This window comes from Salinicola sp. MH3R3-1, from assembly GCF_001937155.1.
Taxonomy (GTDB): Bacteria; Pseudomonadota; Gammaproteobacteria; order Pseudomonadales; family Halomonadaceae; genus Salinicola; species Salinicola halophyticus.
In genome coordinates this window covers 41,202-59,271 of record NZ_MSDP01000021.1, presented here as the reverse complement: position 1 = coordinate 59,271, position 18,070 = coordinate 41,202, and the positions used below count along the sequence as shown (strand labels likewise).

Below are 18,070 nucleotides of genomic sequence, written 5' to 3'. Positions count from 1 at the left end.
TCACCTTGAGGCATCGTCACGCAGTGCGGCAACGAGTCGTTCCATGCCGGCACTACGCGAACCCTTGACCAGCACGCTGGCCCGGGAAGGAAGCTGATCCTGGGCAAAACGCTCGAGCGTTGCCCAGTCATTGAAATGACGGCCTTCGTCACCGAAGGCCTCGATGGCGGCACGTGCGGGTTCGCCGTACGTGCCCAGAAACTCGATGCCGAGGTCGCGTGCTGCGCGCCCGACCTCGGCATGCAGGCGCTCGGCGTCAGCCCCCATTTCGCCCATCGCGCCGAGAAAACACCAGCGCGGCGATGGCAGCGAAGCCAGTACCTCGAGCGCCGCTCGCATCGCGCCGGGGTTGGCATTGTAGCTATCGTCGATCACCCGACTGCCGCGAATGCCGTCGAGCGCCTGCATCCGTCCGGCCATGCTGTGACAGGCCTCGAGCCCGGCGGCGATTTCCGCGCCACAGAATCCCAGGGCGTGCGTCGCGGCCGCGGCGGCCAGTGCGTTACGCACGTTGTGCCGGCCCATCAATGACAGCGTGACCCGCACCGGCGTCTCGCCCGGCAGGTGAAGCGTGAAAGCATAACGCCCGGCCGCGTCACAAACCAGATCATCGGCGACGACGCTGGCGCCGGTATCGATACCGAAATCGATCACCCGGGCGCGTCCGGCCAGCGCCTGCCACACCGGGAAGTAGCGCTCGTCGCGGTCGAGCACGGCACAGCCGTCGACCGGCAATCCGGCAAGAATCTCGCCCTTGGCCTGGGCGATCTGCCCCAGCCCGCCGAATTCCCCGACATGCGCGCCGGTGACGTTGGTGATGATGGCGACCTGCGGTTTGGCCAGCGCCGTCGTCCAGGAGATTTCTCCCAGATGATTGGCCCCCAGCTCGATCGCCGCATAGCGCTGCTCCGCGCTAAGCTCGAGCAGGGTCAGCGGCGCGCCGATGTCGTTGTTCTGATTGCCCCGTGTGGCCAGCGTCGGCGCGCGGGCCGGCAGGATCGACGCCAGCATCTCCTTGACCGTCGTCTTGCCGCTATTGCCGGTCACCGCGATCAGCTGACCATCCCAGGCCAGCCGATGCGCCCGCGCCAGCAGCCCCAACGCGAGCCGCGTATCCGGCACTTCGATCTGTGTTAGCGAATCGTCGATCGGCCGGGAGACGATCGCCCCCACCGCGCCCTTTTCACGCGCCTGGGACAGAAAATCATGCGCATCGAAGCGCTCTCCTTCGAGCGCGACCAGCAGGTCACCGGGCAAAAGCGCCCGGGTGTCGGTAACGACCCGCGAGAACTCGACGTCAGCCCCTCGCAGCGTGGCACCCAGCTGCGCGGCGATGGTACTGAGTCTGCCGTTCATTGAACTGCCTCCCGTGCCCGGCAGGCTAGCGCCGCGGCATCGACGTCGCTGAAGTCGTGACGCACCCCGGCAATTTCCTGATAGTCCTCGTGGCCCTTGCCGGCGATCAACACGATGTCGTCGGGACCGGCGGCGGCGATGACGCGCTCGATCGCCTGGCCACGACCGGCGATGGACCAGCTGCGCACGCGAGCCGTCTCCGACAGCCCCTCGACGATCTGATCGCGAATCGACTGCGGATCCTCGCTACGCGGATTGTCGTCGGCCACCACGACCCGGTCTGCCAGCCTCTCGGCCGCCGCCGCCATCAGGGGACGTTTGCCACTGTCGCGATCGCCGCCACAGCCGAACACGCACCACAGCTCGCCCCCGTTCGCGGCGGGCAAATGCATGCGCAAGGCGGACAGGGCGTTCTCCAGCGCGTCCGGCGTGTGGGCATAATCCACCACCACCACCGGCACCTTCGCGCCTTCTTCGCGTGGCAGACGCTGCATGCGCCCCGGCACCGGCCGAAGCTCGCCAGCGGCCTGCCACAGGGATTCCAGCGGATAGCCCAAGCCATAGAGCGTGGTGATGGCCAGCAGCGTATTGTCGAGATTGAAGCGCCCCATCAGCGGTAGCTCGAGCACGCCTTCGTTGTCGGGGGTAGCGACGATCGCGCGGAGACCGTTGGGCAGCGCTTCGCAATCGACGACTCGCAGCGTCGTCGCTTCGCCATTGCCCGTCGCCAGCACTCGAACACCGGACGACAGACCGGCCAGCATCAGCCGCGCCAGGGGATCATCGCCGTTGACCACGGCAAGCTGAAGCGACTCTCTCTTGAACAGCCGTGCCTTCGCCGCGGCGTAGGCCGCCATGCTGCCATGATAATCGAGGTGATCTCGGCTCAGATTGGTGAAAACCGCCGCGTCGACCCGCGTATCGCCCAGCCGCTCCTGAGTCAGCGCGTGGGACGAAACCTCCATTGCCACGGCCTCGACGCCATCGCGCGCCATCTCGCCGAGCATCTGCTGCAGCGCCAACGGCCCCGGCGTCGTCTGCAGCGCGGGACGAATGGCGTCCGGCCGGCCGTAGCCCAGCGTACCGATCACCCCGGCCGGCGTGCCTAGCGCCTCCAGCAACGTGGCGATGTAGTGGGTCACGGAACTCTTGCCATTGGTGCCGGTGACACCGATCAGCTTGAGCGTCTCCGGCACCGCAAACAGCCCGCGACCCATCGCGGCCAGACGATGCGTCAATCCAGGCAGCGCCAGAACGCGATCGTCCGCCAGCCAAGTCGAATCCAGCCCATCCGCTTCACACAGAACGCCGACGGCACCGGCCTGCAACGCGGTTTCAATGAAGTGACGCCCGTCGACACTGACGCCAGGCACCGCCAGAAACAGATCGCCCTGTTGCAATTGGCGGCTATCCTGCACGAGCCTCAGTTCGGTCGTCGCCGGCAGCCAGGTCGTCAGGCGAGACGCTACGGCGAGATCCGGCCACAGCTCGGCCAGCGTTGTCGCCAGCCGCGTCGCGTCGATTTTCATCGGGACGCCTCCTGTTTCTCCGCCTTGGACGGGGCGTCGGGCGGAACATCGAGCAGGCGCAGGGCGCTGCCGACCACACGGCTGAACACGGGCGCGGCAACCAGGCCACCGTAATAGTCACCCTTCTTGGGGTTGTCGATCATCACCACGGTGACGACTCGCGGATCGGAAGCCGGAGCGATACCCGCGAACAGGCCTCGATATTCCTTTTCCTGATAGCCGGAGCTCGTGACCTTGCGCACGGTGCCGGTCTTGCCCGCAATCTGATAGCCCGGGACCATCGCCAGGTGGCCGCCGGCGTTGGGTTGCACGATTTTTTCCATCATGCCGAGCAGTTGATGAGCGATCGTCGGCGAGATCACCTGCTGGCTCTCGGGGCTACCGTCGAGCTTGAGCAGCGACGGCGACAGTCGCTTGCCATCGTTGGCGATGGCCGTATAGGCGCTCGCCAGCTGCAGCGGTGTGACGGCGATGCCGTAACCGTAGGCCATGGCGGCCTGAACGCTGCGCGGCAGATTGGTCAGCGACGGCAGACTGCCACTGTTTTCCCCGGGGAAACCGGTTCCGGGTGACTGGCCCAGCCCCAGTTCGCGATAACGATTCCAGATGGTGTCCTGGGGTAGCGACAGCGCGATATGCGACATGCCGACGTTGGAGGAGTGGAACAGAATTCCCGCAGGATCGAGTTTGCCGTAATTGCGGAAATCGCTGATGGTATAGCCGTCCACCACCATCCAGCCCGGCGTGGTGTCGACGATGGTATCCGGGGTGTACTTGTCGGTAGCCAGCGCTGCCGACATCGCCAGCGGTTTCATCACCGAGCCGGGTTCGATGGCGTCGGTGACCGCCTGGTTGCGCAGCCCGCGAACGTCGACATCACCGCGATTGTTGGGGTTGTAGGAGGGCAGATTGGCCATCGCCAGCACCTCGCCGGTACGCGCATCGAGCATCACCAGCGAGCCGCCATCGGCGTCGTTCTCGCGGATTCCCGCGGCCAGCTCCCGGTAGGCCATGTACTGCAGACGCAGATCGATCGACAGTGTGAGATCGCCGCCCGGCTTGGCCTCTTCGATCAAATGGAGATCGCGAACCAGATGCCCCTTGCGATCCTTGAGCACGCGACGCTTGCCCGGCTGACCGGTCAGATAACGGTTGTAGGCGAGTTCGAGCCCTTCCTGGCCCTTGTCGTCGACATTGGTCACGCCCACGACCTGGGCCGCCACTTCCCCCGCCGGGTAATAGCGCTTGTACTCGTCACGCGAATAGACCCCGGGCATCTGCAGATCGAGCACGGGCTTGGCCGCGGCGGGCGTCAACTGCCGCCGCAGGTACATGAACTCATGGTCGGAATAGCGCTCGATCCGCTCTTCGAGCTGCTGGGGATCGATCTTCAGCGCCTTGGCCAGCAAGGTCTGCTGGATGGGATCCTGAGGCAATTCCTTGGGGTTGGCCCACAGCGTCACTACCGGGGTGGAGATCGCCAGTGGATCACCGTTGCGATCGCTGATCATGCCGCGGTGGGCACCGATGGTCTCGACCCGCAAGGTGCGAGCGTCGCCCTGATTCTGAAGAAAGCTGCGATCGATCACCTGGAGATAGACGATACGACCGGCCAATGCGGAGAGCGCCACCAGAATGATGAAGAGCATGAACCAGTAACGCCCCGCGGCCAGCGGACCTTCCGGCCGACGCGATCTACCCGGTGGCCTGCGACGCGTCGCACTCATGGATGAATCACCTTCACTTCATCGACGCTCGGCACGCGCATGTCCAGGCGCTTGCTCGCCAACGCTTCGATCCGTGCCGGCGATGACCAGGTGCTCTCCTCGAGCAACAGTCGCCCCCACTCGGTCTGTAGAGAGTCGCGCTGGTTTTCCAGTTTCTGCAATCTGGCGTACTGCACGCGGGTCAGGTGAGACGTACTGATGACGGCAACCGCCGTGATCAGAACCGCAACGAGTACCGCGCCGAGCAGCAGCGCGCGACCACTCGGGCGCCGAGCGAATGGCCAGTCACCGGTTTGCAGTAGGCGGTGTCGTCCTTGAACGGCCATGGGGCTCCTTAACTCGACTTCTCGGCGGGCGGTCTCGACTTCTCGACGGCAGGTCCCAGCTTCTCTGCGATACGCATCACCGCACTGCGCGAGCGCGGGTTGGCATCGATTTCACTGTCGCTGGCACGCATCGCCTTGCCCACCGGCTTGAGACGCTTGTTAAGCTGGTCTTCACGGATCGGCATGCCGCGAGGCAGATGCGTATCGCCACGCGCCTGATCCCGGATAAAACGTTTGACCAGCCGGTCTTCCAGCGAATGAAAGCTGATGACGACCAGCCGTCCTCCCGGTTGCAGCGAGTCGAGCGCCACATCCAGTGCCCGCTCCAGCTGCCCGAGTTCATCGTTCAGGTGAATGCGGATCGCCTGGAAGACCCGCGTCGCCGGATGCTTGCCCTTCTCCCAGGCGGGGTGGGCCGCCTTGACGATCTCCGCGAGCTGGTGGGTACGCTGGACCGGCGCCTCTTGCCGCGCGGCGACGATGGCGCGGGCGATGCGTTTGGCGAAACGCTCTTCGCCATAGGTCTTGAAGACGCGAGCCATCTCCTGGTCGCCGGTGCGCGCGATCCATTCGGCGGCACCGATGCCCGAGGTCGGGTCCATGCGCATATCGAGTGGGCCATCACGCAGAAAGCTGAACCCACGCTCGGGATCGTCTAGCTGGGGAGAGGAAACGCCGACATCGAGGAGAATACCGCTCAGGCTGCCATGGACGCCGCACGCCGCCGCGTGGCGGTCCAGCTCGGCAAAGACACCCTGGCATACCGTCAATCGAGCGTCGTCGATCTCGGCGGCAACGGCCAGCGCGGCAGGGTCGCGGTCGATCGCGACCAGCCGGCCGTGACCGTCGAGACGCGACAGAATCGCGCGGGAATGGCCGCCGCGACCGAAAGTCCCATCGAGATAGGCACCCGAGGGAGACTGCACCAAGGCATCCACGGCACCCTCGAGCAGAACGCTGGTATGACGAAAATCGGGGCGATCTGCCGTACCGCCTGAGGGTGCCTCTGAAGCGTTGTCGCGGTGCAGCATGCGGATCTCGGTGTCGAACGGCAAAAATCGGAGAGGGAGTCGGCCGATAAGCCGGGTTCTGTCTAAGACAGTCATTCATCTAGGAAACGCGTCGCCACGTTTCTCGAGCAACCTACCCGGATCCAGCGCGGGCCACGCCAACGGATCCCTATTTGGTCTTGCTCCAGGTGGGGTTTACCTTGCCACGCACTGTTACCAGGCGCGCGGTGCGCTCTTACCGCACCCTTTCACCCTTACCGGCAGCGAATACGCTGCTTAGGCGGTCTACTCTCTGCTGCACTAGCCGTCGGCTTGCGCCGCCCAGGCGTTACCTGGCACCTCGCCCTATGGAGCCCGGACTTTCCTCCCCCGGCAATGCCGGCGGCGACTGTCTGGCCAACTCCCAAGCGCGCAAGAATAGCAGCCCCCCGGAGCCCTCTCAAGGCGGCATTGTCGCGATCGACGAAAGCCGCCAAGATTGGCATGAAAACGTCGCCCGACGCCGACACTTTCCGCGGCGAGACTAACCACTCGACAAAACCTAGGGGTCGGATTTCAGCGTCAACGCCAGCTGATACCAATGCTTGCGTCGCCCACCGAGCAGACGCACCGCCACGGCGGCCGCGCTCTTGACCCCGACGTCCTCGGCGAGCATCGCCCGAATCAGCGCCTCACCCTCGGCATCGTCGGCGGTCTCGCCCCGGGCCGGCGCACCGGCCAGCATCACCACGAACTCCCCGCGCGCCTGATCCGGATCCTCTTCCATCCGTTGCAGCAACTCGGTGGCGGAGCCCTCCAGCAATGTCTCGAAGGTCTTGGTCAACTCACGCGCCAGCACCACCCTGCGCTCGCCGACCACCGCGGCAAGATCGGCGAGCAGATCGCGAATTCGGTGCGGCGACTCGTAGAACACCCGCGTCTCGGCGCGAGCCGCTCCGGCGGCCAGCTGTTTCTGGCGCGCTCCCGACTTGGCGGGAAGAAATCCCTCGAAAGTAAAACGATCCGTCGGCAGCCCGGCCACACTCAACGCGGCGATCAGCGCACAGGGGCCGGGCACCGGAACCACACGGCAACCCGCCCGGCGCAGCTCCCGAACCAGCACGAAGCCAGGGTCGGAGATCAAAGGCGTCCCGGCATCGCTCACCAGCGCCAGCGACTCCCCCTCGATCAGGCGTCGGCGCAACTGCTCCACGCGAGCGGCTTCGTTATGTTCATGGAGTGAAATCAGCGGACGCTCGATTCCCAGATGACGCAGCAGGCGCTGGGTATGCCGGGTATCCTCGGCCGCAATCGCGTCGACCTCCGAAAGAAGCCGGCCCGCCCTGGCGCTGATATCCTCGAGATTCCCAATCGGCGTGGCGACCACGTACAATACGCCTTCCTTTGTCTCGCTCATTCGGTACCATCCGGATTGACGTGCATTCAGACATCGACGACTGCCAGCGGCAGACTCGATTTTCAGTTCAACAAGGAAGCCTCCGCGAGGCAGCGACGGGCAGCCAGCATTGGCCAACGAGATGCCGAAGCCGCCCACGGAACGGGAACAGGTCAGCGCCTCGAGTCTTCGAGCTGCCGCTCTCGATCTCCGGCTCAGCGATGACCGGTATCGACAGCGCAAGACCCTCAACACGTAAAGGGATAGACACTATGCGTTATGCGCTGCGGCAACTTCTTCTGCCACTGATCGCACTCCTGATGCTGGCTGGCTGTGCCGGGCAGAACATGATGCCAGGCACCAGTGGGCCAAGCGCTCAGGAACTGCTCGATCAGGCCAACAGCCAGAGCGGCCAGCAGGCTGCCGCCTCTCGTCTCGAGGCGGCGGATATCCTAGCACGCCAGGGCGACACGGCGCAGGCGCTCCAGATCGCCAGCCAGATCAATGAGGGCCAGCTCGACGACGCACAGCGAATTCGCTGGGCCCTGGTACTCTCCGATAGCGCGTTGAACGAAGAGGACGGCGACAGCGTGATTCGCGCCACCGACATCCTCGACAGCACCAGCAACCTCTCCAGCGACGATCGCCAGACGCTGCGTTACCGGCGCGGTATCGCCCTCAACATGGTCGGCGAACCGGAAGCGTCCGCCCGCCTGTTGATCGGTCTGCAACGCGAAGATGCCCCTTACGAGCTGAACGACGAAATCTGGAAGCCGCTATCGACCCTCAGCCCGACTGCGCTCGATGCGCTGGCCGCCACGGGTAACGACTCACTCACTCAGGGCTGGGTGAATCTCGCCCGCCTCTATCGCACCAGCAGCAGCGATATTTCCAACTTGTTCGACCGCCTGGATCAATGGCGCAGCCGCTATCCGGACCACCCGGCCAACCGGCGCCTGCCCAAGGATCTGACGACATTGCGCGAAGTCGAGGACAACAAGATCAACCAGATCGCGGTGTTCCTGCCGAGCAGCGGTCCGTTGGCCAATGTGGCCTCGGCCATCCGTCAAGGCCTGGAAGCGCGCGCTCGCGACGCCGAGGCGCATGGAGAACGCACGCCGCAGCTGACCTTTATCGACTCCAGCGAGCAGGATACCGATGCCCTCTATGCCCAGGCGACCATGGCCGGCGCTCAAGCGGTCATCGGGCCGCTCGACAAGAGCAAGGTCAGTGCGCTGGAAACTCGCAGCAGCGTTCCGCTACCCACTCTGGCGCTGAATTACGGCGAGCATGCTCAAAACCAGGCCGCCAAACTGTTCCAGTACGGCCTTTCCGCGGAAGACGAAGCGCGTCAGGTCGCGCATCGCGCCTATCTCGACGGTCACTCACGCGCCGGGATCATGGTTCCGGACAACGACTGGGGCTCCCGCGTCCTGGCCGCGTTCCGCAAAGGCTGGGAACGTGAAGGTGGCGACGTCGCCTCGGTGGTCAGCTACGACCCCTCGGGCTCGGTTGCTACCGCAGTGCGCAACTTGTTGAACAGCGACCCCTCGAGCATGGACATGCTGTTCCTTCTGGCGCTGCCCAGCTATGCCCGCCAGGTGCCGCCCACGCTGGACTTCTACTACGCCGGCAATTTATCGGTGTACGCTACGTCGCACGTTTATGAAGGGATCTCCCAGCCACGCGCGGATCACGACCTGAATGGCGTGCAGTTCGTCGATATCCCATGGATGATTCCGGATGCCGCCACCGGGGGCGCCGATGCGCTGCCGTTCGGCTCCACCTACCAGCAGCTGTCCAGCCAGGATGATCCGGGGCTGCTCAAGCTCAACGCCATGGGCGTCGACGCCTATGAACTCGCCCGGCGTCTGCCGCTGATCCAGGCCCTGCCCAATACGCAGATCTTCGGTGCCACCGGCATGCTGCAGGCTGCCGACGACGGCCGCATCCAGCGCACGCTGCCATGGGCCGTGTTCCAGTCCGGCAGCCCCCAGCCGCTGTTGACGCCGGTCCCGAGCCGCGCGACATCGAATCGGGTCCGCGCTGACGAGCGAGGCGCCTCATTGTCTCGTTCGCCGGATTCGGCCAACGGCAGCCTCAACGGATCCGCGCTCGATGCCGAAGAAGATCGCACCATCCAGTCGTCGGGCGCCAACCCACCGTCCACCCCCTCGTCAGATGCCAACTGATCGATCCACACCGATCAATCGCCGCCAACTCGGGCAGCAGGTCGAACAGGCCGCCGCCCGCTGGCTCGAAACCCATGGCCTGGTGCTGGTTGCGAGCAATCAGCACGCCAAGGGTGGCGAGATCGATCTGGTCATGCACCATGGCGATGATCTGGTCTTCGTCGAGGTGCGACATCGTCGGCGTAGCGACTACGGCAACCCGCTCGAAACGATCACCCCGGCCAAGCAGCGAAGAATCATCAAGGCGGCGCGTTTTTATCTTCACGCACACGGGCTATCATGCCCCTGCCGCTTCGACGTCGTTGGCGTGACCGGAAGCTTGCCCGCGCTCGAATTCGACTGGATTCGATCCGCCTTCGACGCATATTGACCCAGGCCCCGATAGGCAACTCATGGATTTTCAAGCACGCATTCTCGACCTGTTCAACTCAAGCATCGATACCAAGACCTACGCCAGCGAGGTGTTACCGCCGTTCATCGAAGTGGCTAGCCAGATGATGGTTCAATGTCTGGTGAGCGAGGGCAAGATTCTTGCCTGCGGCAATGGCGGAAGCGCCGGCGACAGCCAGCACTTCTCCTCCGAGCTGCTCAATCGCTTCGAGCGCGAGCGCCCGAGCCTGCCGGCACTGGCGTTGACGACCGACACCTCGACACTGACGTCGATCGCCAACGACTACAGCTACAACGACGTATTCTCCAAGCAAATCCGCGCTCTAGGTCAACCCGGCGACATCCTCCTGGCCATTTCGACCAGCGGCAACTCGGCCAACATGGTTCAGGCCATCCAGGCTGCCCACGACCGCGAAATGAGCGTGGTTGCCCTGAGCGGTCGCGACGGCGGCGACATGGCTTCCCTGCTTGGCCAGGAAGATTGTGAAATTCGCGTTCCCGCGACTTCCACCGCGCGCATTCAGGAAGTCCACCTTCTAGTGATCCACTGTCTGTGCGATCTGATCGACCAACAGCTTTTTGGCAGCAACGAGTGAGCCCCCATGAAAAGAACCCTGATCGTTTCCTCCTGTTTGATTGGCTTGCTGACACTCGGCGGATGCGCCACCGGTAGTCAGGAAGAGAACTACGCCGAACGCACGCCCGGCGCCAAAGTCGAAGACAGCAACATCCAGGGCAAGATATTCGATGCGCTCAACGCCTCCGACGCCCGCTATGGCGATGCGCATGTCAATGTCGACAGCTACAACAGCAACGTGCTGTTGACCGGCCAGGTTCCCAGCGACGATCTCAAGCAGCGGGCCGCCGAGATCGCCCGCGACGTGCGCAGCGTACGCCAGGTGCACAACGAGCTGACCGTATCGGCCAATACGCCGGTCAGCCAGCGCATGACCGATACCTGGATCACCGGCCGCATCAAGGCCAATATCGTCGCCAACGAAGACCTGGACGCCAACCTAATTCGGGTGATTACCGAAAACGGAACGGTCTACCTCATGGGCCTGGTTACCCAGCAGCAGGCCACCGAGGCGACCGGCGCCGCTTCCGGCGTTGGTGGGGTACAGCGCATCGTCAAGGTATTCGAATACCTCAATTGATCGCCTGAGTCTGAGTCTGGACCTGAGCCCGAGCCTGAGCCCAAGCCCGGACCCGGACCGGAAAGAGAAAGCCGCCGCCGAATCAGATTCGGCGGCGGCTTTTTTCAAGCTTCAACTTGCCACGAACATCGACGACATCACGACGTCGGCGAACGCAGAGCCTACTTGACGATGCGCAGGGACGGCTTTCCCTTTCCGGGACGATTGGACGAATCCTCATCCGTTTCGTCGACGGATTCGGATGGTTTGGTCGCCTCCTCCGTGCGACTTTCGACGCTCTCGAGCGTAGGTCGCCCTTCGTCTTCCAGCGCCGCATCCTCTTCACTGGCGAAACTCGGCATGACCGGCTCCTGGCCGAAAACCATGCCGATACCGTTCTCGCGAGCGTAGATGGCGATCAGCGCATCCATTGGCACCACGACCTGCATCGGCTGACCGCTGAAACGCGCTCCGAAGGTGACCGCCGCGTTGTCGATGGACAAGTCCCGCACCGCTGCAGGTGCGATGTTCAAAACGATCTGACCGTTCTGCACGAACTGCTGCGGAACCCTGACGTCGGGTTTTCCCGCATCGACCACGACGTAGGGCGTCTGCTCGTTATCCAGCAACCACTCATAGAGGGCTCGCGCCAGATAGGGACGGCTAGTCAGCATGTCATCTCCTCTCGGGGCAGCTTGGGACACGGCCGTGTCAGCTACGCATTTCACGTTCGGATTCGGATAGTGACACCTTGAAAGCGTCACGCGCGAAGACGCGCTCCATATAGCTTACCAGCGGCGCAACCTGCTTTTCAGGCAGCTCCACGCCCAGTGCCGGCAAGCGCCAGAGAATCGGCGCAATGCAGCAATCCACCAGCGTGAACTCTTCGCTCATGAAAAATGGCATGTCTTCGAAGATCGGCGAGATTCCCGTCAGGCTTTCGCGCAGTTCCTTGCGGGCCTTCTCTGCGTCCTTCTTGGAGCCCTGCTGAATCTGTTCGACCAGAGGGCACCATTCACGCTCGATGCGGTGCATCCACAGGCGACTCTGCGCACGCGCCACCGGATAGACCGGTAACAGCGGCGGGTGCGGGAAACGCTCGTCGAGATACTCCATCATGACCTTGGACTCGTACAGCACCAGGTCACGATCCAGCAGCGTGGGCACGCTGTTGTACGGATTGAGATCCGCCAGTTCGGCGTTGTGCTCGTCGGCTGAGACTTCCAGGATATCGACGGCCACGCCCTTCTCTGCCAACACGATTCTGACGCGATGGCTGAAATGATCATCACTACCGGAGTAAAAGATCATCGACGATCGCTTGGCCACTACACCCATGAAACTTTCCTCGCATTAATTCAATGGCCAATGGTAACACGACGGGCAAACCGGCTGGGTCCCCGCCGCGACCATGGGAAGCACAAATGCTCATACGCATCGTACCAACGGCAAAACGCCCGACTGAGTAAGTCGGGCGTTTTGCGCAGACGCGATCCCGCAGGATCAGCGCTTGGAGAACTGCGGACGACGACGAGCTTTGCGCAGACCCACTTTCTTACGCTCGACTTCGCGAGCATCGCGGGTCACGTAACCGGCCGCACGCAGCGGACGACGCAACTCTTCGTTGTAGACCATCAGCGCGCGCGTGATGCCGTGACGAATCGCGCCGGCCTGAGCGGAACCACCGCCGCCCTTGACCGTGACGTAGACGTCGAACTGGCCAGTGGTCTCGGTCAGTTCCAGCGGCTGACGCACGACCATCTGTGCGGTCACGCGGCCAAAGAACTCACCCAGCTCACGATCGTTGACGGTGATCTTGCCGGTGCCCGGCTTGAGAAACACACGAGCGGTGGAAGTCTTGCGGCGCCCGGTGCCGTAATACTGTTGTGCCATGACGGATTACCCTCAGATGTTCAGTTCTTGCGGCTGCTGCGCGGCGTGCGGATGCTCGGTACCGGCATACACCTTGAGCTTGGCGTGCATGGCACGACCCAGCGGCCCTTTGGGCAGCATGCCCTTGACGGCGGTTTCAATGACACGCTCCGGCGCATGATCGATCAGCTTCTCGAACGACATGGTGCGCAGACCGCCCGGATAACCGGTATGACGATAATAAGTCTTGGCTTGCGCCTTGTTGCCGGTCACGTGCACCTTCTCGGCGTTGACGACGACGATGTAATCGCCGGTGTCGACGTGCGGGGTGTATTCCGGCTTATGCTTGCCACGCAGGCGGCGTGCGATTTCTGTCGCCAGACGACCGAGCGTCTTGCCCGATGCATCAACGACATACCAATCGCGCTCCACGGTATGCGACTTGGCACTGAACGTCTTCATGAGTGTTTCACCAAATAAGCGTATTTGGGCGTCGAAGCAAACGCTTCTCGGCCATCCCTATTTTTCTTGGGTTACCGGTCTCATGGTGCCCGCGAGGGTCACCGACAAGGCGGTAACAGATCGAAGAGCGCATATTGTACACGAGCCGATCGGGCGACGGAAGATCGAGCCTTGATTTTGCCACGACACCGCCGCCCCTCGTTTCAAGGCTTGTGCGCCAGCGCCAGGTAGTCGCGAGACTGCATCTCCTGCAGGCGTGACAGCGTGCGTTCGAATTCGAAACCGAGATTACCCCCGGTGTAGAGCGACTCGACTTCGGTCTCGGCAGAGAGCAGCAGCTTGACCGCGCGGTCGTAGAACTCGTCAACCATGCTAATGAAGCGGCGCGCCTGATCGTCGTTGCTTCCGCCCATGCGCGGCACACCCGACACCAGCACGGTGTGGAATTCCCGCGACAGCTCGATGTAATCGTTCTGGCTGCGCGGCCCGTCACAGATCATCTTGAAATCGAACCAGACGACTCCCTCGTGCAGGCGACGCGCCTTCAATTCACGATGATTGATCGTCAGTGCCGCGTTCTCGCGCCCCGCGTTGCCGGCCACCGAGCGAAAGCTCTTCGCGAGCAGCTGCTCGGCCTCGTCATCGAGCGGCGAATGGAATATCTCGACCTGCTCGAGGGTACGCAGACGATAATCCACCCCGGAATCGACGTTGACCACCTCGCAGTGTCGCTTCAGCAGATCGATTGCCGGCAGGAAGCGGGCCCGCTGCAGACCGTCCTTGTAGAGCTCGTCCGGCACGATATTGGAAGTCGTCACCAGCACCACGCCCTGCGCGAACAGTGCCTCCATCAGATTGCCGAGAATCATCGCATCGGTGATGTCCTTGACGTAGAACTCGTCAAAACAGATGACACGCGCCTCGCTGGCAAAGGTGGCAGCGATCTGGGTCAACGGGTTCTTTTCACCTTTGTGAATTTCGAGCTCGCGATGGACCCGCTGCATGAAACGGTTGAAATGCGTGCGCATCTTGCGATCGAACGGCAACGACTCGTAGAACACGTCGACCAGATAGGTCTTGCCGCGCCCGACGCCGCCCCAGAAGTAAAGTCCCATCACTCGCGGCTTGTCGCTTGCCTCCGGCTCCGATGACTTGCGCTTGCCGAACAGCCCCGCCATCTTGGACAGCTTCGACTCCCCCGGTCCCGCGAAAGAGGGCTTGGGAGCCGGTGTGCGCTGGAGATCGTCATAGAGACGTTGCAGATGCTTGACCGCATTCTCCTGCGCGGCGTCATAGCTGAAGTCATCGCGCTCGAGGTCGGCGCGATAGCGGGACATCGGCGTCATGGCGCTGGAATCGGACGTCGCAGACTGGGGAGAACTCATGGCAGTATCGTGACCTCACGTCGGGACAAGTGGCGAGATTATACGCTTCGACGAAAGTCTTGACAGGGGTCGAGCACAAGCAAGGTTTGACCCGGCAGCCAGACAGATCGATATAATGGCCCCGCATCGATCTCATGCAATGGTCTACAGGACAGATCGTGCCGGGCACGACGACGAGGAGCGCACTGTGAACGAAAGCAATATCGACTGGATTCTGGCAATCGCCTGCTTCCTGGCGGGCATCGGTATCGGCGCCCTTTGTTATCACCTGATGAACGCCAACGTGGCCCGCAATCAGAAAGTGCGGCAACGTCTGGCCGAGACCGAGCTGGAGCTCAACCAGGTCAAGGACGGGTTGAACGACCACTTCGCCAAGGTAGCCGATCTGGCTGCCAGCATTCAGCGTCAGAGCCACGACCTCGAACTGCATCTCGTTCAGGGCGCGGACAAGTTGGTCGACGACTTGAAGTTGAAGCGCCGCCTGCACGGCCAACAGGAGGAGAGCGAAGAGATCGACGCGCCGGAAGTGCCGCGCGACTACGCCGACGGTGCTGGCGGCACGCTGTCCGAGGATTACGGCGTTCGCCAACGCCATACCGCCGGGCAACAGGAAGGCACGCCTCAACCCCCGCGCTACTGATACGCCTCGCATCAATCCTGCCACCGGCGTTATCGACGTTCCTGGCACTATCGACGTCACTGACGCTATCGACGTCACTGACGCTATCGACGTCACTGACGTTCGACCGACGCTAGCCCGCCGCTGCCAGCCCGCCATTCGCCGGAATGGCGGGCTGGCGGGCTGGCAGCGGTCGCTCAGGCAGGGTTGTCGATATCGATGAATCGCTGCTCGATATCGAATCGTTCGGCCAACCACTGCCCCAACGCCTCGATGCCATCCCGTTCGGTGGCATGATGACCGGCGGCCAGATAGGTGATGCCGAGCTCTCTCGCCATGTGCGTGGTGCGCTCGGAGATCTCCCCGGAGATGAACGCATCGGCCCCCGCCTCCGCCGCCAGCGGCAACATGTCCTGCGCCCCGCCGGTACACCAGGCCACGCTTCGGATGACACCGGCGTGGCCCTCGATCAACGTGGGCGCGCGCCCCAGCCGCTGTTCGATACGCTCGGCTAGCGCCTGGCTGTCGAGCTCTGCTTCCGGCACGCCCATCCACAGCAGGCCCTGCCCCAGCTCACCGTCGAGGCAGCGTTCGGCTCGAAAGCCGAGACGTCGCCCCAGACATGCGTTATTGCCCAGCGAGACGTGCGCATCCAGAGGCAGATGATAAGCCAGAAGATTGAGATCATTCTGCAGCAAGGTCGCGAAGCGACGCCGCTTCATGCCCGTCACGATGGCCGGCTCGTTTTTCCAGAAATAGCCGTGATGGACCAGAACGGTATCGGCGTTCCAGGCGACCGCCTCGTCCAGCAGCGCCTGACAGGCAGTCACACCGGTCACGATTCGCCCGACCGATTGACGTCCCTCGACCTGCAACCCGTTGAGCGTGTAGTCCTTGAAGGTGTCGACACGCAATTCGGCATCGATAGCCGCCTGCAGCACCTGCCGTGAAACCATACTGCCTCCCAGCGAAAAGCATTGTTGAATGTTACACTTATGATACGTCTTGCCATCACGCCTCGGCGGCGTGGCTGTCATCGAGCTTAGCGTTCCGCTGTCGATAACACGACAACGCGACTGGCCTTGACTGGATGCGACGCTGCCAGCGAAGAGACGCCGTTTGGCCGAGTCGCTCCTGGTATCGGCGAGCCGCATCCATGTAAGCACCGTCATCGTTTATTGCCATCGGCTGCCACGACATAGTCCGATCCCGAGCCCAAGGACCCAGCAAATGCGTCGCCATCTCGCTACCTACCTGTGGCCCGCCCTCTGTGGCATTCTGCTGTCGATCGTCTTGCTCTACGCATTTCCGTCGTTGCTGGGTCGCCAGCAGCCCAGCCAGCAAACCGAGACGTCGACCGCCACGACCAACGGTGATCGCTCCGCGCCCGAGGTCGTCGACGCCCCCGCGCTGAATCGCCACGAAGGCCCCGTCAGCTATTCCCGTGCCGTCAATCACGCCGCGCCCGCCGTGGTCAACGTCTACTCGTCTCGCGTGGTCGATACCAGTCAGCACCCGCTGATGTCGGATCCGTTCTTCCGCCAGTTCTATGGCAAGAACATGCCTCAGCGTCAGCGCATGCTGTCGAGCCTGGGTTCCGGGGTCGTGGTCAGCGAGGATGGCTACATCCTCACCAACAACCATGTCATCAGCGATGCGGACGAGATCCAGGTGGCACTGCGGGACGGCCGGGAAGCCATCGCTCGGGTGATCGGGACCGATCCCGACAGCGATCTGGCGGTACTCAAAATCGACATGGACAACCTCCCGGTCATCAAGCTGAGCGACTCCGAAGATATCGCCATCGGTGACGTCACCCTGGCGATCGGCAACCCTTTCGGGGTCGGCCAGACCGTCACCATGGGCATCATTAGCGCCACCGGCAGGGACCACCTCGGCCTGAGCCGCTACGAAGATTTCATCCAGACCGACGCCGCGATCAATCCGGGCAATTCCGGCGGTGCCCTGGTGGATGCCAATGGCTCGCTGATCGGCATCAACACCGCGATCTTCTCACGCTCCGGTGGCTCCCAGGGCATCGGTTTCGCGATCCCGGCCAATCTGGCCCGCAGCATCCTGGATGACATCGTGACCCAGGGCCGAGTCATCCGCGGCTGGCTCGGTCTGGATGCCCAGCAGATGACACCCGATCTCGCCGCCTCGTTCGGCCTCAAGACCTTGAGCGGCGTCATCATTGCCAACGTGGCATCCGGCGGCCCCGGCGACCAGGCCGGGCTACGACCTGGCGATATCCTGCTGGCGATCGATGGCAAGCCGATCCTCGATCCGCGGGAAACACAGGTGGATATCGCCGAGATCGCACCGGGTACAAAGCTGCCATTGACGATCGTGCGCGGCGGAGAAAAACGCCAGGTTATCTTGAACGTCGGCGAACGCCCCCAGCCAGCGGAAAGTCGCGACAATGCGCCCCGGCAGGCGACGCAATCCGACGGCAATGACGAACCCGGCACGAATGACGAACCCGGCGCCAAAGAACCCGGCACGAATGACGAACCCCGCGCCACGGAGCCGAATCCCGATGGCACGAACGACGAACAGCGTGTCGAAACAACGCCACCCGATCGCGGCGGCAGCGACAACGACCAGCCCTAGCTCGATCTGTCACCCATGAAAGACGAGATCGCCGCCTCGAAGGGCGGCGATCTCGATCGTGAACGGCCACATTATTGC

At 63.0% G+C, this 18,070-nt stretch carries 18 protein-coding genes and 1 other RNA gene; 6 read left to right on the top strand and 13 right to left on the bottom strand.

The features are described 5' to 3' along the window. The 7 genes from murF to rsmI form a co-directional block, all read right to left on the bottom strand. A complete protein-coding gene (gene murF, locus BTW08_RS13940; protein WP_075563133.1) occupies positions 1-1,356 on the bottom strand; it encodes a UDP-N-acetylmuramoyl-tripeptide--D-alanyl-D-alanine ligase in 1,356 nt (451 codons plus the stop codon). Beyond that, positions 1,353-2,885: a UDP-N-acetylmuramoyl-L-alanyl-D-glutamate--2,6-diaminopimelate ligase gene (locus BTW08_RS13935; protein WP_075563132.1), complete on the bottom strand. Its 1,533-nt coding sequence runs from the start codon at positions 2,883-2,885 to the stop codon at positions 1,353-1,355. Before BTW08_RS13935 ends, murF begins: the two co-directional genes overlap by 4 nt. Continuing rightward, on the bottom strand, positions 2,882-4,612 hold the full coding sequence (locus BTW08_RS13930) for a penicillin-binding protein 2 (RefSeq protein WP_075563131.1): 1,731 nt from the start codon (positions 4,610-4,612) through the stop codon (positions 2,882-2,884). Before BTW08_RS13930 ends, BTW08_RS13935 begins: the two co-directional genes overlap by 4 nt. After that, entirely contained in the window at positions 4,609-4,938 is a 330-nt protein-coding gene (gene ftsL / locus BTW08_RS13925; protein WP_075563130.1) for a cell division protein FtsL, read from the bottom strand. Before ftsL ends, BTW08_RS13930 begins: the two co-directional genes overlap by 4 nt. Before the next feature lie 8 nt (positions 4,939-4,946). Beyond that, entirely contained in the window at positions 4,947-5,969 is a 1,023-nt protein-coding gene (gene rsmH / locus BTW08_RS13920; protein WP_075563178.1) for a 16S rRNA (cytosine(1402)-N(4))-methyltransferase RsmH, read from the bottom strand. Between the two features lie 31 nt (positions 5,970-6,000). Then, an RNA gene (gene rnpB / locus BTW08_RS13915) (RNase P RNA component class A) lies at positions 6,001-6,352 on the bottom strand. 137 nt (positions 6,353-6,489) lie between these two features. Next, complete coding sequence (rsmI, locus tag BTW08_RS13910; protein WP_075563129.1) at positions 6,490-7,344, bottom strand: 16S rRNA (cytidine(1402)-2'-O)-methyltransferase; 855 nt, start codon at positions 7,342-7,344, stop codon at positions 6,490-6,492. A gap of 251 nt (positions 7,345-7,595) precedes the next feature. On the opposite strand from rsmI, the gene BTW08_RS13905 reads away from it, so the two are divergent. From BTW08_RS13905 to BTW08_RS13890, 4 genes are read left to right on the top strand one after another with little or no spacing between them, the layout of a single operon-like run. After that, entirely contained in the window at positions 7,596-9,515 is a 1,920-nt protein-coding gene (locus BTW08_RS13905) for a penicillin-binding protein activator (RefSeq protein ID WP_075563128.1), read from the top strand. Further along, positions 9,505-9,885, top strand: a complete 381-nt coding sequence (locus BTW08_RS13900; protein WP_075563127.1) for a YraN family protein — start codon at positions 9,505-9,507, stop codon at positions 9,883-9,885. Before BTW08_RS13905 ends, BTW08_RS13900 begins: the two co-directional genes overlap by 11 nt. Before the next feature lie 22 nt (positions 9,886-9,907). Next, positions 9,908-10,501 carry a phosphoheptose isomerase gene (locus tag BTW08_RS13895; protein ID WP_075563126.1) on the top strand — a complete coding sequence of 198 codons (594 nt, stop codon included), beginning with the start codon at positions 9,908-9,910 and terminating at the stop codon, positions 10,499-10,501. 6 nt (positions 10,502-10,507) lie between these two features. After that, a complete protein-coding gene (locus tag BTW08_RS13890) occupies positions 10,508-11,062 on the top strand; it encodes a BON domain-containing protein (RefSeq protein ID WP_075563125.1) in 555 nt (184 codons plus the stop codon). A 161-nt stretch (positions 11,063-11,223) separates the two neighbouring features. On the opposite strand, the gene BTW08_RS13885 is transcribed toward BTW08_RS13890, so the two are convergent. The 5 genes from BTW08_RS13885 to zapE form a co-directional block, all read right to left on the bottom strand. Next, entirely contained in the window at positions 11,224-11,715 is a 492-nt protein-coding gene (locus tag BTW08_RS13885; RefSeq protein WP_075563124.1) for a ClpXP protease specificity-enhancing factor, read from the bottom strand. A gap of 37 nt (positions 11,716-11,752) precedes the next feature. Then, positions 11,753-12,379 carry a glutathione S-transferase N-terminal domain-containing protein gene (locus BTW08_RS13880; protein WP_075563123.1) on the bottom strand — a complete coding sequence of 209 codons (627 nt, stop codon included), beginning with the start codon at positions 12,377-12,379 and terminating at the stop codon, positions 11,753-11,755. Positions 12,380-12,544: 165 nt separating this feature from the next. Beyond that, positions 12,545-12,934, bottom strand: coding sequence for a 30S ribosomal protein S9 (gene rpsI / locus BTW08_RS13875; RefSeq protein WP_075563122.1), 390 nt, complete (start codon positions 12,932-12,934; stop codon positions 12,545-12,547). A gap of 12 nt (positions 12,935-12,946) precedes the next feature. Further along, positions 12,947-13,375: a 50S ribosomal protein L13 gene (gene rplM, locus BTW08_RS13870; protein ID WP_075563121.1), complete on the bottom strand. Its 429-nt coding sequence runs from the start codon at positions 13,373-13,375 to the stop codon at positions 12,947-12,949. Positions 13,376-13,578: 203 nt separating this feature from the next. Continuing rightward, complete coding sequence (gene zapE, locus BTW08_RS13865) at positions 13,579-14,760, bottom strand: cell division protein ZapE (RefSeq protein WP_075563120.1); 1,182 nt, start codon at positions 14,758-14,760, stop codon at positions 13,579-13,581. A gap of 187 nt (positions 14,761-14,947) precedes the next feature. Between zapE and BTW08_RS13860 the strand changes: the two genes are divergently transcribed. Continuing rightward, entirely contained in the window at positions 14,948-15,400 is a 453-nt protein-coding gene (locus BTW08_RS13860) for a DUF1043 family protein (RefSeq protein ID WP_075563177.1), read from the top strand. 176 nt (positions 15,401-15,576) lie between these two features. On the opposite strand, the gene BTW08_RS13855 is transcribed toward BTW08_RS13860, so the two are convergent. Then, positions 15,577-16,335, bottom strand: coding sequence for a Nif3-like dinuclear metal center hexameric protein (locus tag BTW08_RS13855; RefSeq protein WP_075563119.1), 759 nt, complete (start codon positions 16,333-16,335; stop codon positions 15,577-15,579). 274 nt (positions 16,336-16,609) lie between these two features. Here BTW08_RS13855 and BTW08_RS13845 point away from each other — a divergent pair, with 274 nt between their 5' ends. Next, the gene (locus BTW08_RS13845) at positions 16,610-17,992 is read left to right on the top strand and encodes a Do family serine endopeptidase (protein WP_083627883.1); all 1,383 of its coding nucleotides are present in this window, start codon (positions 16,610-16,612) and stop codon (positions 17,990-17,992) included. Positions 17,993-18,070: the final 78 nt, after the last annotated feature.